14 protein-coding genes are annotated in these 15,197 nt (G+C 60.6%); 10 read left to right on the top strand and 4 right to left on the bottom strand.

All coding sequences use genetic code 11. From position 1 onward, the window contains the following. Positions 1–194: 194 nt before the first annotated feature. Both V8J85_RS08850 and araD read right to left on the bottom strand, forming a co-directional pair. Positions 195–1,100, bottom strand: a complete 906-nt coding sequence (locus tag V8J85_RS08850) for a Gfo/Idh/MocA family protein (RefSeq protein WP_339953363.1) — start codon at positions 1,098–1,100, stop codon at positions 195–197. Continuing rightward, positions 1,100–2,854: an L-arabinonate dehydratase gene (gene araD / locus V8J85_RS08855; protein ID WP_339953364.1), complete on the bottom strand. Its 1,755-nt coding sequence runs from the start codon at positions 2,852–2,854 to the stop codon at positions 1,100–1,102. Before araD ends, V8J85_RS08850 begins: the two co-directional genes overlap by 1 nt. A gap of 320 nt (positions 2,855–3,174) precedes the next feature. Here araD and V8J85_RS08860 point away from each other — a divergent pair, with 320 nt between their 5' ends. Further along, a complete protein-coding gene (locus V8J85_RS08860; protein WP_339953365.1) occupies positions 3,175–4,035 on the top strand; it encodes an SDR family oxidoreductase in 861 nt (286 codons plus the stop codon). Here V8J85_RS08860 and V8J85_RS08865 read toward each other — a convergent pair. Both V8J85_RS08865 and V8J85_RS08870 read right to left on the bottom strand, forming a co-directional pair. Continuing rightward, the gene (locus tag V8J85_RS08865; RefSeq protein ID WP_339953366.1) at positions 4,001–4,651 is read right to left on the bottom strand and encodes a hypothetical protein; all 651 of its coding nucleotides are present in this window, start codon (positions 4,649–4,651) and stop codon (positions 4,001–4,003) included. The two genes, V8J85_RS08860 and V8J85_RS08865, sit on opposite strands and share 35 nt — an antisense overlap. Positions 4,652–4,820: 169 nt before the next feature. Beyond that, complete coding sequence (locus V8J85_RS08870; protein WP_339953367.1) at positions 4,821–5,288, bottom strand: hypothetical protein; 468 nt, start codon at positions 5,286–5,288, stop codon at positions 4,821–4,823. Between the two features lie 221 nt (positions 5,289–5,509). Between V8J85_RS08870 and V8J85_RS08875 the strand changes: the two genes are divergently transcribed. From V8J85_RS08875 to tssG, 9 genes are all read left to right on the top strand, one after another. Continuing rightward, positions 5,510–6,106, top strand: coding sequence for a DUF6931 family protein (locus V8J85_RS08875; protein ID WP_339953368.1), 597 nt, complete (start codon positions 5,510–5,512; stop codon positions 6,104–6,106). Between the two features lie 31 nt (positions 6,107–6,137). Beyond that, positions 6,138–7,379 (top strand): type VI secretion system-associated FHA domain protein TagH, encoded by a 1,242-nt coding sequence (tagH, locus tag V8J85_RS08880; RefSeq protein ID WP_339953369.1) that lies wholly within the window; start codon positions 6,138–6,140, stop codon positions 7,377–7,379. 125 nt (positions 7,380–7,504) lie between these two features. After that, entirely contained in the window at positions 7,505–8,854 is a 1,350-nt protein-coding gene (locus V8J85_RS08885; protein ID WP_339953370.1) for a type VI secretion system protein TssA, read from the top strand. A gap of 101 nt (positions 8,855–8,955) precedes the next feature. Further along, the gene (tssB, locus tag V8J85_RS08890; RefSeq protein WP_339953371.1) at positions 8,956–9,483 is read left to right on the top strand and encodes a type VI secretion system contractile sheath small subunit; all 528 of its coding nucleotides are present in this window, start codon (positions 8,956–8,958) and stop codon (positions 9,481–9,483) included. 56 nt (positions 9,484–9,539) lie between these two features. Continuing rightward, positions 9,540–11,033 (top strand): type VI secretion system contractile sheath large subunit, encoded by a 1,494-nt coding sequence (gene tssC / locus V8J85_RS08895; RefSeq protein ID WP_339953372.1) that lies wholly within the window; start codon positions 9,540–9,542, stop codon positions 11,031–11,033. Positions 11,034–11,102: 69 nt separating this feature from the next. Then, positions 11,103–11,600 carry an Hcp family type VI secretion system effector gene (locus tag V8J85_RS08900; RefSeq protein WP_339953373.1) on the top strand — a complete coding sequence of 166 codons (498 nt, stop codon included), beginning with the start codon at positions 11,103–11,105 and terminating at the stop codon, positions 11,598–11,600. Positions 11,601–11,690: 90 nt separating this feature from the next. Further along, complete coding sequence (tssE, locus tag V8J85_RS08905) at positions 11,691–12,281, top strand: type VI secretion system baseplate subunit TssE (RefSeq protein WP_339953374.1); 591 nt, start codon at positions 11,691–11,693, stop codon at positions 12,279–12,281. After that, positions 12,278–14,218 (top strand): type VI secretion system baseplate subunit TssF, encoded by a 1,941-nt coding sequence (gene tssF, locus V8J85_RS08910; protein WP_339953375.1) that lies wholly within the window; start codon positions 12,278–12,280, stop codon positions 14,216–14,218. The genes tssE and tssF overlap by 4 nt, the downstream gene beginning before the upstream one ends. Then, positions 14,215–15,192 carry a type VI secretion system baseplate subunit TssG gene (tssG, locus tag V8J85_RS08915; RefSeq protein WP_339953376.1) on the top strand — a complete coding sequence of 326 codons (978 nt, stop codon included), beginning with the start codon at positions 14,215–14,217 and terminating at the stop codon, positions 15,190–15,192. Before tssF ends, tssG begins: the two co-directional genes overlap by 4 nt. Positions 15,193–15,197: the final 5 nt, after the last annotated feature.

The following is a 15,197-nucleotide window of genomic DNA, read 5'->3' on the forward strand; positions in this document are numbered from 1 at the left end:
TGGCGAACATCGCTCTGGCGGGCCCGGATTGACCTTCAGCGCCATGAAATCTGGAGGAATCAAAAGTTAACGCCCTGATTTCAGGGTATGTTTTGCGTACACACACCGTACACACAGCGTGCAGATCGCGTGCATACGCTTTGGCCCAAGACCATGTATTAACCTATCGCGCGCCGCAAAAGGTTAACGTTTGTTCAGAAATCGAAGGCCGCGACGGTTTCACGCCGCCCAAGCGTCATTGCGTCGGAGACATGCACCATCGGTGTCAGGTCCACATCCGATCCGCCCGTTTCCATCAGTTCCGCCATCCGCGCGTACAGCGCCGGGTATTCGTCCAGCGCCGCCTGTGCGGCCTCTTCCCCGTTGATCAGGCAGCGGTTGCCGCCATCCTTCAGATCGACCCGGTCAGCCCCGGCGTGCAGGGTCATTTCCCAGATTTGGTCGCCTTCCTGACGCCAGTCGAAATCGGCGCTGATCCCGCCCGAGAATTGCAGCTGTGCGGCAATCGGCGTCTGCCGGTTTTCGGGGAAGTGCAGCGTCGCCTCTTTCAGATGGACAGCGGCGGGCAGCACCTCTGTCAGGATCGACAGCGCGTTGATACCAGGGTCGAACACGCCCATGCCCCCGGGTTCGAACACCCATTCCTGGCCGGGATGCCAGCGGCGGACATCTTCCTTCCAGGTGATGTGGCCTTCGGTGACCGTCTTGTCCGCGAGGAAGGCCTTGGCCCCGGCGACCCCACGCGCCATCCGGCTGTGCCAAGTGGTGAAAAGGGTGACGCCCTTCGCAGTGGCCATGTCTTGCAGCGCGTGGACTTCGGCGAGCGTCGCGCCGGGCGGCTTTTCCAGCATCACATGACGACCCGCCGCGATGGCCTTGGCCGCATAGGCGAAACGCGGCACGGGCGGTAGACAGAGGGAGATGACGGGGATATCGGTTTCCGCCAGCATCCGGTCGAAATCGGTGAAGGCGGGGACGCCTTCGACCGTACCTGACCGGCTGACCGTGGCGGCCAGTTCCCAGTCATCGCTGGCGGCGATAGAGGGGACATGCTGATCGACGGCGATCTTGCCGATCCCCACAAGGCAGACGGGTGTCATCAATGCGCTTCCTTGCCGACCGCGTTGCCCCGGCATCCGACGAGGAAGTCGAAATCGGCGCCTGTATCGGCGCCCAAAACCCGGTCATGATAAAGTTGAGCATAACCGCTTTCAGGGCGTGGATTTGCGCCGGAATTGTCGGCGCTCCATGCATCGAGGCGTGATTGCAGTTCGTCATCGTGGATATCCAAATGAATGCGCCGGGCCTCTACGTCGAGTTCGATCATGTCGCCATTCTGCACGACGGCGAGAGGCCCGCCCACTGCAGCCTCGGGTGACGTATGTAGAACGACAGTACCAAAGGCCGTACCCGACATCCGCGCGTCCGAGATGCGCACCATATCGGTGATCCCCTTTTTCAGGATCTTGGGCGGCAGGCCCATATTCCCAACCTCGGCCATGCCCGGATAACCACGCGGGCCGCAGTTTTTCAGGACCATGACGCAGGTCTCATCAATGTCGAGATCGTCGTCATTGATACGCGCTTTGTAGTCATCGATATCCTCAAACACGACCGCACGGCCGCGATGCTTCATCAGTTCGGGTGTGGCGGCGGAGGGTTTCAGGACGGCACCTTTCGGCGCGAGATTGCCGCGCAGGACGGCGACGCCGCCGGATTGGGTGAGGGCCTTTTCGACGGGCAGGATGACATCCTCGTTCCAGTTCTGAACGTCCTTGACCTCGTCCCACATGGACCCGCCCGAGACGGTCAGCGCGTCCTTGTGCAGCATGCCCGCCTCGCCCAGCCGTTTGATCACGACGGGCAGGCCACCGGCGTAGAAGAATTCTTCCATCAGGTATTTGCCTGACGGCATGAGGTTCACGATGGTCGGCACGTCGCGCCCGCAGCGGTCCCAATCATCCAGCGTGAGGTCGATGCCGACACGGCCTGCCATGGCGAGCAGGTGGATCACCGCATTGGTGGACCCACCGATTGCGCCGTTGGTGCGGATCGCGTTTTCGAACGCTTCCGTTGTCATGATGTCGGACGGCTTCAGGTCATCCTTGACCATCTGCACGATACGGCGACCGGTGATGTGCGACATGGCGCGACGGCGGCTGTCGACGGCGGGGATCGCGGCGTTGCCGGACAGGGCCATGCCCAGCGCCTCGGCCATCGACGCCATCGTGCTGGCGGTTCCCATGGTGTTGCACGACCCGGGGGAGCGAGACATGGACGCCTCGGCTTCGACAAATTCCTCGGCGGTCATCTCCCCCGCCCGGACGGCTTCGGAAAATTTCCAAAGATGGGTGCCGGATCCGACCCGCTCCCCCCGGAAATGCCCGTTCAGCATCGGCCCGCCCGACACGACGATGGCAGGCAGATCGACGGAGGCTGCGCCCATCAGAAGGGCGGGGGTGGTCTTGTCACAACCGGCCAGCAGGACGACGCCGTCGATGCATTTGGCGCGGATCGCTTCCTCCACATCCATGGCGCACAGGTTGCGGTACATCATGGCGGTGGGGCGGATCGTGCTTTCCGATGGGCTGAAGACAGGGAATTCGACGGGGAAGCCCCCCGCCTCGTACACACCGAACTTCACCCGCTCGGCCAGATCGCGCAGATGCGCGTTGCATGGGGTCAGTTCGGACCACGTGTTGCAGATACCGATGACCGGGCGCCCATCCAGCAGGTCGGCTGGCAGGCCCTGGTTTTTCATCCAGGACCGGTGATAGATCGCATCCTTTTCGGTGCCCCCGAACCATTCCTGTGACCGCAATTTGCGGGGCCATTTGGCGGGGGTGAATGCCATGATCGTCCTCCTGTTGTTGCGGCTTGATTAGCGCGCAGTCCAGATGAAGCCAAGGGAGGGATGGTCAGGCAAATAGATTCTATGCCTCCGGCGGGGATATTTTTAGCCAAAAGAGGATGGACCCCTCCCCACCATCGGCGAAGAGGGGCCTCTTCAGGCACGGCCATCGGCGTCCCCGCCTGTACCGCTCGACTATGTTCGCAAGACATGGTTGATATTCCATTACCTCTTTTGGCTAAAAATATCCCCGCCGGAGGCATCAGCATTCTCCAAATATACCGGGGCTTGCCTCTCATTCCCGAGTCAGCCACCAAGACTCTATGACAAAGACACTCCTCTCCTTCGGCCACGGCTTTTCGGCCCGTGCATTGTCTCGTCTGTTGCTGCCCCAAGACTGGCGCGTGATCGGCACGACCCGGTCCGAGGATAAGGCACCGCGCCTGATGAACGAGGGTGTCGAGCCGCGGATTTGGCCCGGTGCGGATATGGACCCAGCGCTAAATGCGGCGACGCATGTGCTGATTTCGGCGGCTCCGGGAGAGGATGGCGATCCCGTGCTCGCCGAATTACGCGACGAGATTGCCGCGCGGGCCAGGCAATTTGAATGGGTCGGCTATCTGTCGACCACCGGTGTCTACGGCGATCATGGTGGCGATTGGGTGGACGAAACGACGCCCCTGACGGCCGCAACCAAACGCGGCATCGCCCGGGTCGAGGCCGAGGCCGCATGGGCTGCGATCCCCGACTTGCCTCTGCATATCTTTCGTCTTGCCGGGATCTATGGCCCGGGTCGCGGCCCGTTCTCCAAAGTCCGCAAGGGCACAGCGCGGCGGATCATCAAGGAGGGCCAGGTGTTCAGCCGTATTCATGTGGCGGACATTGCGCGAGTCCTTGCGGCCTCGATTGCGCGACCAGATCCGGGGGCTGTCTATAATGTGTGTGATGACGACCCGGCACCGCCGGAGGACGTCATCGCATATGCCGCCGAATTGCTGAACATGCCGATCCCACCCGCCGTCGATTTCGAGACAGCCGATATGAGCCCGATGGCCCGGTCTTTCTATGCCGAAAGCAAGAAAGTGCGGAATGATCGCATCAAGGACGAACTTGGGGTTGATCTGCTTTACCCGAATTACAAGACCGGGCTCAGGGCGCTACTGGCGCAGGAAATCGGCGCCTGACGCCCCAGGCGAGGCACGTGAAGAGCAGCAGCAAAACCAGCCCGGTGGCGAGGTTGGTGCCGTAAAACACCAGCCTGTCGCTGAATTCCAGATTGTTCAGGAATGGATACGGCAGGCCAGTGGTGACCGTGCCGACAGGGCTGTCGTTGTTGGGGCCGACCAGCAATTCCGCCCATGTCAGATAGGCCGTGATCACCCCGACCAGCCACAGCACCGCCGGCCAGAGCCTGCGATAGCTGCGGTGTATGAACATGCTGTCGATCCATTGCAAAAGAGGCCCGACCAGGTGCAGGTACATTTCAAGATGCCAGGCCGCCAGTTCCCCGTCGCGGGTGACCGAGGCCGGGTCGCCGAAGTAAAGCCGCCAATAGAGGAACACGACCATCGTGTTGAGGACGGCGGTCATCGCGACGAACCCATCCCAGCGGTGTGTGCTGCGCCCTTCCTCAAGCGCCATCATGCGACTGGCGGCAAAGAACGACGCGGTCAGTGCCCAGATCGTCAGGTAACGGTACGGGCCACCGAAATCGCTGAAATCACCAAAAATGAAGGTGCGCAGCAGATAGCCTGCCGCGAGCAAAAACACGATCCACCGATAAATCAGGACAGGGCGCATGGGTCTCCTTCGATTGTCTACAGCCTGCACTGCGGATATATCGGCGGTCGACAGTGACCTTGCGTTACCAATCAGTGAAAGTCGGGTGCCTTCGCCGCCCTCACCAACACACGTTCCGTGGCTCGCAAAGCTGTGCTTGCGCGCCTGCGCGATTCAGACACGGATCGGTTTACATCACCTTGCCATAAACTGCCTTTTCGTAGGCATTGCCTTCTTCGTTCGAGGGATCGCCCGGAACGGGGTCATCGACTTTGTCATGGGCATCGGCCCAATGGGTCAGTTCGTGCAGGATGGTCGCGCCCAGGAGATAGACATAATCGCCGCTGGTCGTTCTGCGTTTGACACCTTTGCCCGCCTCAAAATCAACGACGAGTTGCTCTTCGATTTCGAGAACGTCCGATCCCCAGCGATAGCAACCGTAAGCCTTCTGCGATGCACAGATCAGATTGTTGACCAGCTTGATATCCGGCTTGGTTCCCCATTGCAGGGCCGATTTGATCGTTGCCTCTGACGTCTTGCCAGAGAATTTCTTGATGGAACCGACGATTTTCGGATTTTTGGCAAGGACCGGTATGTCGTGGGTCAAGTAATAGTAGAACTTGGGATACTTTTTGATGGTGGCGGCATCAATTCTCATGCGGTGCTCCTGAATGTCGCATCTGAAAGGATCGGATGAAATACGTCAGCATCTCGGTCTGGACGCTAAACGACTATTTCCGAACATGCCATATGGATCGATATCTTGTCGCCGATCATCAGTCAAAACCACGCTTGACGCACGCCCCCCAGTTCCCGACAATCCCGCCATTGGTCGCGTGCCCTCTGCTCGCCGCGTAATGGAATTGGACCCGATCTTTCATGTCGCCTGATGATGCCCCTCCGCTCGATGAGGAAAAAACCAGACCGCCGACCGTGGCGACGCGCTTTGACACGCTGCCCGATCTTTATGTGGCGATCCCCCAGCTGGCCGAGGTGACCCAGCAGCGCCCGCGCGCCGAGGAGGAAGCGTTGGGTTACCTGATGCGCCTGCGCCAATCCACGACGCCGGAAGAGGCGGTGACCTTTACCGCGTTCGCCATCCAACCCAAGCTGGCCATCTGGTGGGGGCATGAATGCCTGCGGACGATGCCCGACGCGCTGACGACGCTTGACCGCCAGATGATGGAGCTTGTCGCGTCATGGATCGGCCGCCCCGAAACACCCATGCGCCACCACGTCATGCGCGAGGCCCTGTGGGCCCCCGCCAAATCACCCGGCGTGCATCTGGCCCTGGCCGTCGGCTGGTCGGGCGGGTCGATTGCGCCCAATGATCCGGCCCCGGTCGGGCCCAGCCGTTGCCCGCGGGCGATCAACACCGCCATCCTGTCCTGTCTGGCCAAGGCCGATTTGTCGCGCCGCCCGATATTCCTTGCCCGGTTTATCGACATGGCGGAATCGCTCTTCAAGGTTTATTAGCGGCGCATTGTAACGTGTTACCCGGAACGGCATGACCCTGACCCTGCGGATCGAGAACTATGACAAGCTGCCTGATGGCGGTCCGACCTCGGCCAGCGTGACCGCGGCGGGTATGAGCGTGGGCCGGTCCGCTTCGATGGACTGGTCGCTGCCGGACCCGCAACGCCACATCTCGAGCCACCATTTCGACATCACCTATCGTGACGGGTCCTATTACCTGACCGATGTATCGACCAACGGCGTCTTTTTCGATGGGCAACGGCACCGGCTGGAGGGGCCACACCGATTGAACGAGGGCGATCGGTTTCAGGTGGGCAACTACTTTATCGTGGCCACGATGGCGGTGGGCCTGGCACAACCGCCGACACCGTCGCAAATGCCTCCACCCCCCGTGGATGATGGCGACCCCTGGGTCATTGGCGGCGCACCAAGCGCGCCTGTGGATGTCAGCCCACCCCCCGATCCGCGCGCTTATGACGATTTCATGGGTGATTTCATCGTCAATCCCAATCCGCCGCCACCGGTGCCAGCACCGCAAGCGGCACCCATCCCGGCCGCCCCGTCGCCCTTTGACGCACCCCAGGCGCCGCAGGGTGGGTCGGAATCGCCATTTTCAGATGGCCCGATCCCGGCTGCCCCGGCACCCGATCTTGCGCCGACACCTCCTGCGCAGGCCCCGGCCCCGCCAGCCGATCGCGGCGGCGATATATTGGCCGCCTTCTGTGAAGGCGCGGGGCTGCCCGCACCGCCCTCGGGCAGTGGCGTCGATGGTGCGGCGCTTGCCCGCGAGCTGGGCCGCACGATGCAGGCCGCCGCTGCAGAGCTGATGGCCCTGCTGCAAGATCGCGCCGCCGCCAAGCAATTCACAAAAAGCGGTGACCGCACCATGATGGGGGCCGCCAACAACAACCCCCTGAAACACATGCCCAACCCAACCGAGGCGCTGAAGGCGATGTTTCTGGAGCCGCAGACCGGTTTCATGACCGGCGGCGAAGGGATGACCGCCGCGCTTGGTGATGTCAAAACCCATCAGATGGCCGTGTTCGCCGCAATTCAGCCCGCGCTGATCAAACTGCTCGAGGATCTGTCGCCCGAAGCCATCGAAGAGGCGACGGGCAGTGGCCTTTTGGCCAATAGCCGCCGCAGGGCCTGGGACGAATATGTCAAACGATGGGACGCCAAGGTCGCAAGTCATGACAACGGCATGCTGGACGTGTTCCTGAAACACTTTGCCGAAAGCTATGCCGCCGCCGTCGCAGCTGCGCGCAAATAGGTCACAGACGGGCATGGTCTGGAATCCCTTGCTTGACCCTTGGATAGCATCGCGGCACGCTCGCACCGGTTGATCTGTATGTGTGAAATGGTGCCCAAATCGCTGCCCTCCCCAAAGGATGATGGATGAGTTTCGACTGGCTCTCTGAACCCGTCTCGGCGGATGCGCCGTGCGGTCCCGACCTTGAAGCGACGGACGACACCGCCTTTGTGGACTACTACTTTGAGGCGGAAAGCCGGATGCCCGAGCGCTATTTCATGCCCGGCATCAAAGGCCCGGATGATGAGTTCACGCCCGGCACGCTGTTCGATCAGAAATCCATTTCCCATGCGTCTGAAAAGAAGACGATCACCGAATTGCTGAAACGCAGCCGCGATCTGCGTCTGCTATCGGTCCTTGCCCGGCTGATGGTGCTCGCTGGCCGCTTACCCGATTTTGCAGACGCCGTGGATGGCATGGCGCTGGTGCTCGAGACCTTTCCAGAGGACGTGCATCCCAAGGATCCTTCGGAACGGCGCGGCGCGATCGAGGAATTGAACGGATCCAGCGCCGTCATCATCCCGTTGCACTACATCAACCTGTCCGGCCCGGGCGAGGTATCTTTCCGTCGTTACACCGTCGCCAATGGCGGCGCCGAACCACGCGAGGGCGAGGTCGGGCTGAACAGCGGCGCGATGCTTTCGGAGCTGGCCGCCCCGGGTAATCGAAAAAATGTGGAAAGCGCGCATGCGGCCCTGTCCAAGGCCGCCCAGGCGCTCGCCCGGATCACGTCTGCCTGCCTGAAGATGGAGCAGCCGTTTACGCCGGACCTAAGCAAAGCGCAGGCGGCGATCGCCGATTTGCAAGGTCTGATCCAGAACGGGCGCAGTGATCTGGCACCGTGGGGCGCCGACGCGCCACCTGCCGAAGAAGCCCCCGTTGAGGAAGCCGCACCCGCCGCTGACGCCGCCGCGCCAGAGGCTGGACCAGCCATCCCTGCCCCGGCTGCCGCCCCCGTCGCGCCATCCAGTGTACCCAATCGGGCGGCGGCGTTGCAGATACTGACCAGCCTTGAAAAATACCTGGCCACCAACGAACCGGCGGCACCCGCCCTTTTGCTGATCACCCAGGCCCGTTTGCTGGTCGGACGCCCTTTGGTCGAGGCGATCGAGACGCTGATGCCGGAACACGCGAACAAGACCAAAATCACCTTCGGATCCGATAGCGGCTTTGTGCTGTACATGGACCGGCTCAAGATGTTGGCGGGCGAAGGGGCAGGTCAGGCCATCGACCCTGCCGAGGCCGATCCTGGCCCACCGCCGGACATCCCCAACCGCGCAGCACTCGCCCCGCTGATCACCGCCGTCGAAGAGTATTTCCGCGCGTTCGAACCCGCCAGCCCGATCCCGGTTTTGCTGTTCAAGGCGCGGACATATCTTGATAAGGACTTCTCGGCGATTGTCGCAGATTTGCTACCGCAAAATGGTGCTGTGTGAATGGGCACATACAACCAGAATTTGCGATTAATATAAGGTGAATGACGTTGACTTCATTGGATATACACCGTTTCATAGCGCCGATGTTGAGGAGAGATTAGATGCCGTCAGATTCTGCGACCGGATTTATCAAACGCAATCGCCCGCCACGGGTGAATATTTCCTATGCCGACCCTTACGACAGCGAAAAAATGGTCGAGCTGCCCTTTGTCATGGGCGTGTTTTCCGATCTGTCCGGCAATGCCTCCGAAGTCGAAAAAGACCCGCTTGCCGAACGGAATTTCACCGACGTGACGGCCTCGACCCTTGATGATTACATGGCCAGCGTATCGCCGGGCCTGTCCTTTGCCGTCGACAACACGCTTGACCCCGATAGCGGGACCAAGCTGGGCGTGAACCTCAAATTCGAGAACATGGATGATTTCGGGCCCGCGCAGGTGGCCCGACAGGTGCCCGCCCTTGCAAAGCTGTTGGAAGCACGAGAGCAACTGGCGAACCTGTCGCGTTACATGAACGGCAAGTCCAAGGCGCAGGACCACCTCAAGGCGCTGCTGGAAGATCCGGAATTGATGGCCGCCTTGGCCGAAGCGAACAAAGCCGACGAAGAAAAAGACGACAGCGCCGAATAAATCTGCAGGCTGCCGCGTAAACACTGTAGCACCTGACGACACAGGGGAAGAGACACATGGCCGAAGAAGCGCAACAGCAGGACGCCCAGGTTCAGGAGGGTCTGAACGAGCTTGACGAATTTTCCGATATTCTCAAGCAGACGATCAAGCCCCGGACCGATGAAGCGGCCAAAGAGGTCGACAATGCCGTCGTGACGCTTGTCCGCGAGGCGCTGAACGATCAGACGGTTATCGCCGACGATATCCTCGACACGATCGGCGCGATGCTGGCCAAGATCGATGAAAAGCTGACCAAACAGGTCAACCAGATCATCCATGCCAAGGAATTCCAGGAACTGGAAAGCAGCTGGCGCGGTCTGGCCTACACGGTCAACAATTCCGAGACGGACAGCACGTTGCGCGTCAACGTGATGAACGTGTCCAAGGATGAGCTGAAAAGCGAACTCCGCCGTTATCCCGGTGCGAAATGGGACAAGTCGCCCCTGTTCACCAAAATCTACGAACAGGAATTCGGCACGATGGGCGGCAAGCCCTTTGGCGCGTTGATCGGTGATTACTATTTCGACCATTCCAGCGGCGATGTCAGCCTGCTGCGCGACATGTCCAAGATCGCGGCGACAGCGCACGCACCGTTCATCTCGTCCGCCGCGCCGACTTTGCTGGGCATGGACAACTGGACCGAGATGCCAAACCCGGCGGACCTGTCCGAAATTTTCGACACGCCCGACTACGCGGCATGGAACAGCCTGCGCGATAGTGAAAACTCGCGCTATCTGGCCCTGACGCTGCCCCGCGCCCTGTCGCGCGAGCCGTACACCGAAGATGGCACATCGGTCGTTGAGGAATTCAACTTTATCGAAGAAACCGACGGCCACGACGGCAACCAATATGCCTGGATGAACGCGGCCCACGCGATGGCGTCGAACATCAACCGTGCGCACAAGGAGTATGGCTGGACGGTTAAAATCCGCGGTGTTCAGTCGGGTGGCGAGGTGATCAACCTGCCGACCCACACATTCGATACCGGTGACGGATCCAAGGACATGAAAATCCCGACGGAGGTGTCGATCACCGACCGTCGCGAGGGCGAGCTGAGCAAGGCGGGCCTGATCGGTCTGATCCATCGCAAGCACACCGACAAGGCGGCCTTTATCGGTGCGCAGTCGCTGTATCGCCCGAAAAAATATGTGGATGATCTGGCTACCGCGTCCGACAACATGTCGTCGCGCCTGCCCTACATCTTTGCTGTCTCACGCTTCAGTCATTACCTGAAGTGCATGGTCCGGGACAAAATCGGGACAAGCCCCGACCGGATCCAACTTGAGAAAGATCTGCAGACGTGGATCAACAAATATGTCTCTGCAAATCCTGAAAGCGCCTCTGAAAAGGAAAAGGCCAAAAAGCCTTTGGCTGGCGCGACGGTGCAGGTCATCGAGGACGAAGAAAACCCAGGTTACTATATGGGTAAATTCTTCCTCAAACCCCACTTCCAGATGGAAGGAATGGATATCGGGATGAGCCTGGTATCCAAACTGCCGAGTGGCAAATGAAGACCCCCTCCCCTAACCAACCATCGTTAGCGCATTTGAGTACGCTGGCGGCCAAAACGGAGCACTATAATGGCTGTTGATATTTTTCTGAAACTCTCGAACAACATCAAGGGCGAGTCACAAGACTCGGTCCACATGGACGAGATTGACGTCCTGGCATGGAACTGGGGCCTGTCCCAGTCGGGTACGACGCATGTCGGTTCCGGCGGCGGTGGCGGCAAGGTGAACGTGCAGGACATCTCGTTGACCAAGTATGTCGACCTGGCATCCAACGACCTGATCAAGCGCTGCACAAGCGGTGAGCACATCGAAAATGGTGAGCTGATCGTGCGCAAATCCGGCGGTACGGCCCCTGTCGAGTATTTCCGCATCAAGATGGAAAACATCATGATCACGTCTTACGCGACGGGCGGATCCAAGGACGGCCTTGACCGTATCCAGGAAAACCTGACCCTGAACTTCCGCAAGTTCGAAGTGGCCTACACGCTGCAGGAAGAATCCGGCGCCGCTGGTGCGGAATCGCTGGCCGGCTGGAACATCGCCGAAAACGTCGAGTGGAGCTCGTAATCAGCGATTTGCTGATGCTTCACCAACGAACGGATTCGGGGCCCTTTGTGGCCCCGAATTGCCTTTGGCCTTTCTAAATCCCTGGCGTAGATGAACACGCATTCTGGCAATCGCGGCAAAACCGGCAATCGCACCGATCCAAAGGACCGGCGCCAGGTATCGCTGATGCATGTATTCCGCGCCGCCCGCGCGTCGGGCGACAGCAAAAAGACCGAAGCAAATTATCAGGGCGACGCCCGCGAAATCACCGCCCGCAGCCAGGAACGCCGCGTCGGCACGGACGAGGCGACATTGCGCCGCCACCTGACCCGTGACCTCGCCAGCCTGATGAATACGATCAACCTTGATGCCGTGATCGATCTGGACGACACGCCTTACGTCGCCAAATCCGTGATCAACTTCGGCTTCGGCGATATGAGCGAGATGACCAATTCCATCCACGCGGGCAAGCAGATCGCCGCGCTGATCCGCGAAACGCTGATCGAACACGAACCGCGCCTGATCGCCGATACGATCGAGATTCAGTTGAACCACGACGAACAGGAAGCGACCCAACGGCTCAGCTTTGACGTCTCGGCCGAGATGGTGGCGACCCCGGTCGATGTCCCTCTCGATTTCGTGGCCGAGGTCGATATGGGCGCAGGCAAGATCCAGATGACCCGCCTGCGGGTGCAGACATGAAAAAGGCGTTCCGCGAAGCCTATAACAAGGAACTCGCCCTGCTATACGAGCGGTCGCGCGAATTCGCCGCCGACTATCCGGGCATCGCCGACCGTCTGGGTGGACTGATCAAGGAAAACCTCGACCCGGCCGTTGCCGGTTTGTTGGAAGGCACCGCCTTCATGGCCGCCCGCGTCCAGCTGAAGATGGACGAGGAATTCCGCACATTCTCGCAGGAACTGCTCAACCAGATTTTCCCCGATGCGCTGACACCGACCCCCAGCGTGATGCTGGTCCGCGCCAACCCGCCCTTTGACAACAAGGATCTGATCAAGGGTCTGCATTTCGCGCGTGGCGATTATCTGGACGCCCGCTTTGCCGATGCCGATCAGCGTGTGTCTTGCCGCTTTTCGCTATGCGGGCCGTTGTCGATCTGGCCACTGACCGTGTCAAAGGCCGTCTATCACGCCAGCCCCGCGCCGATCCTTGCCGCGGGCGAGGCCGAGGTGGCCCAGGGCACAAAGGCCGGCCTGCAACTGACGATTCACCGACCTGCATCTGAGCACAGCAAAAAAGACGGCGGCCCCATATCCGAAGTCGCGGTGGACAGCCTGCCCGTCTACCTGATCAACGACATGCCGGATGCGGTCGCTTTGTACGAACAGATTTTCTGCGATTGCAAACGCGCCTCGCTGCGTTATCTCGACAAGAACGGCGATCCGGTCTTCATCCGCCTTGCCCCCGACGATATCGAACAGGTGGGGTTCGAGGATGACGCGAGCCTGTTCCCCCATGACGGACGGCTTTTTCAAGGATTCGCCCGCCTGCGCGAAGTTTTCGTTTTTCCCCGCAAGCTGCTGGGCTTTCGTCTGAAGAACCTCCAGCGCTATTTGCCCCGCATCGTGGGGGCCGAGGTGCAGCTGATGCTGGAATTCGGCACATCCAGCAAAAACCTTGCCGCACGGCTGGGCAAGGATGCCTTTGCGCTGAATTGCGTGCCCGCCGTGAACCTGTTCGAGGAAAGCGCGAGCCAGATCAGGCTGGATGACAAGCGCACCGAATTCGCGGTCACCCCCGACAGCAGCCCACTGACCCATTACGAGGTGTACAACATCACCGCAGTCCACGCCCATTACCCCGGCGTGCAGGACAAGGTGCGGGTCAATCCGCTTTATGCCGTGCCGAAAGACGGGGCGAAACCGCGCCAATCCCTCTATTACACCACCCGGCAGAAACCGCGCCGGATGACGCAAAAGGAACGCCGGTTCGGTGCGCGCCAGCGCTATCTGGGGACCGAGACGTTCATTTCGATCTACGAACCGCCCCCTGTCGATGGGCAGGCGCGGGCCGAACGGCTGCAGGTTCGCACCCGCTGTTCCAACCGCCATTTGCCCGAATATCTGCCCATCGCCGACAGCCGCGACGATTTTCATATGTGCGACGATGTCAGCGTCAGCCTGGGCTGTGTCGCAGGGCCCACGCCACCGCGCCATGCCATGACAGAGCTTGAGAATAACGCGGCCCACCGCATGACCGCGGGGGACAATTACTGGCGGCTGATCAGTTATCTGTCGCTGAGCCATTTCAGTCTTGAAGGGGATGATGACGGTGAGGTCGCCGCAGGCAGTCTGCGCGAGATGCTGTCGCTGTTTGCCGACCTGTCCGATGTCGTCACCGAGACACAGCTGCAGGGGATCAAATCCGTCACCACCAGGCCCATCGTCCGGTCGATCCAGCGCGGCGACGGCTACCACCCGGCCCGTGGTCTGGAAATCCGCGTACAGATGGACGAGGCCGCGTTCGAAGGATCTGGGATCATTCTTTTGGGCGCCGCATTGGACCGGTTCCTTGCCGAATATGCCGCCGTCAACAGCTTTACCCAGACCATCATCGCCTCGACCGACCGGGGCGACGTGGCCAAGTTTCCACCCCGTACAGGCGCGGGGCCCCTGATATGACCGAGGTGGCGCCACGCCCCGTCGGCTATCTCGCCCTGCTGCGCCGGTTGGAGCAGGATAGCGACGGCAAGCCGCGTATCGGGCGTAATACTACGATGGGCGAGGAACTGGCGACGATCGGGCAGGACCCGTTCCTTGCCTTCCCGCATGGCGATTTCTCGGACATCCGGACCGATAAGGCGGGCCGCCCTGATCTGCGCAACCAGATCATTGGCTTTTTCGGACCACATGGCGCGCTGCCGCTCAACACCACAGAAGAGGTCCTGCGCTGGGCGCAAAGCGGCGATCTGGCGTTTGTGCGCTTTACCGATCTGTTCGCGACGCGCTTTCAGCAGCTTTTCTTCCGCGCCTGGTCGGATGCGCGCGCCGTCACGCAATTCGACCATGACGGCGACGACCGTTTTTCACGCTATGTCGGCGCGCTGATCGGGATCGGCACACCCGCTTGGGCCGACCGCGGCGACATTTCCGACAGCAACCGGCTCGCCATGGCGGCCCTTGGTATCGGGCGCGTCAAAAGCCCTGTGAAGCTCGAACAGATGCTGCGCTACGATCTCGGTTCCGAGGTCGACGTCGAAGAACACGTGCCCACATGGATCGCATTCGAGGCTGACGGCCTCAGCATGCTCGGCCAGCAGGGCAGCACATTGGGTCGCGACTGTTTCCTCGGTTCCCGCGCGCAATCGGTGAATGAAAAGATCATCATTCATGTCCGAGCCAAAACGCTCGCCGAATATCGCGGCTTCCTGCCCGGCGGTCAGGCCCATACCCGCTTGCGCGACATCGTGAACGGCTATCTGGGCCGCACGTTCGAAGTTTCGGTCGCGTTGTCCCTGCCTGCCGACGCATTCGAACCGGCGGCGCTCGGCAAATCCGCTGAACTGGGCTGGATGGCCACCCTGCCATCCGAGCCGCCCAAAGCCCCCGGCACCTACCTTCCCGGCGCCACCTACGCATTGGATCAGGCCGCCTAATTTTC

This window comes from Yoonia sp. 2307UL14-13 (assembly GCF_037572755.1).
In the GTDB taxonomy this organism is placed as follows: Bacteria; Pseudomonadota; Alphaproteobacteria; order Rhodobacterales; family Rhodobacteraceae; genus Yoonia.

Excerpts from the sequence above, each read along its gene's own strand:
- V8J85_RS08850 (WP_339953363.1), bottom strand. The coding sequence starts at position 1,100 with ATGACACCCGTCTGCCTTGTGGGGATCGGCAAGATCGCCGTCGATCAG.
- araD (WP_339953364.1), bottom strand. The coding sequence starts at position 2,854 with ATGGCATTCACCCCCGCCAAATGGCCCCGCAAATTGCGGTCACAGGAA.
- V8J85_RS08860 (WP_339953365.1), top strand. The coding sequence starts at position 3,175 with ATGACAAAGACACTCCTCTCCTTCGGCCACGGCTTTTCGGCCCGTGCA.
- V8J85_RS08865 (WP_339953366.1), bottom strand. The coding sequence starts at position 4,651 with ATGCGCCCTGTCCTGATTTATCGGTGGATCGTGTTTTTGCTCGCGGCA.
- V8J85_RS08870 (WP_339953367.1), bottom strand. The coding sequence starts at position 5,288 with ATGAGAATTGATGCCGCCACCATCAAAAAGTATCCCAAGTTCTACTAT.
- V8J85_RS08875 (WP_339953368.1), top strand. The coding sequence starts at position 5,510 with ATGTCGCCTGATGATGCCCCTCCGCTCGATGAGGAAAAAACCAGACCG.
- tagH (WP_339953369.1), top strand. The coding sequence starts at position 6,138 with ATGACCCTGACCCTGCGGATCGAGAACTATGACAAGCTGCCTGATGGC.
- V8J85_RS08885 (WP_339953370.1), top strand. The coding sequence starts at position 7,505 with ATGAGTTTCGACTGGCTCTCTGAACCCGTCTCGGCGGATGCGCCGTGC.
- tssB (WP_339953371.1), top strand. The coding sequence starts at position 8,956 with ATGCCGTCAGATTCTGCGACCGGATTTATCAAACGCAATCGCCCGCCA.
- tssC (WP_339953372.1), top strand. The coding sequence starts at position 9,540 with ATGGCCGAAGAAGCGCAACAGCAGGACGCCCAGGTTCAGGAGGGTCTG.
- V8J85_RS08900 (WP_339953373.1), top strand. The coding sequence starts at position 11,103 with ATGGCTGTTGATATTTTTCTGAAACTCTCGAACAACATCAAGGGCGAG.
- tssE (WP_339953374.1), top strand. The coding sequence starts at position 11,691 with ATGAACACGCATTCTGGCAATCGCGGCAAAACCGGCAATCGCACCGAT.
- tssF (WP_339953375.1), top strand. The coding sequence starts at position 12,278 with ATGAAAAAGGCGTTCCGCGAAGCCTATAACAAGGAACTCGCCCTGCTA.
- tssG (WP_339953376.1), top strand. The coding sequence starts at position 14,215 with ATGACCGAGGTGGCGCCACGCCCCGTCGGCTATCTCGCCCTGCTGCGC.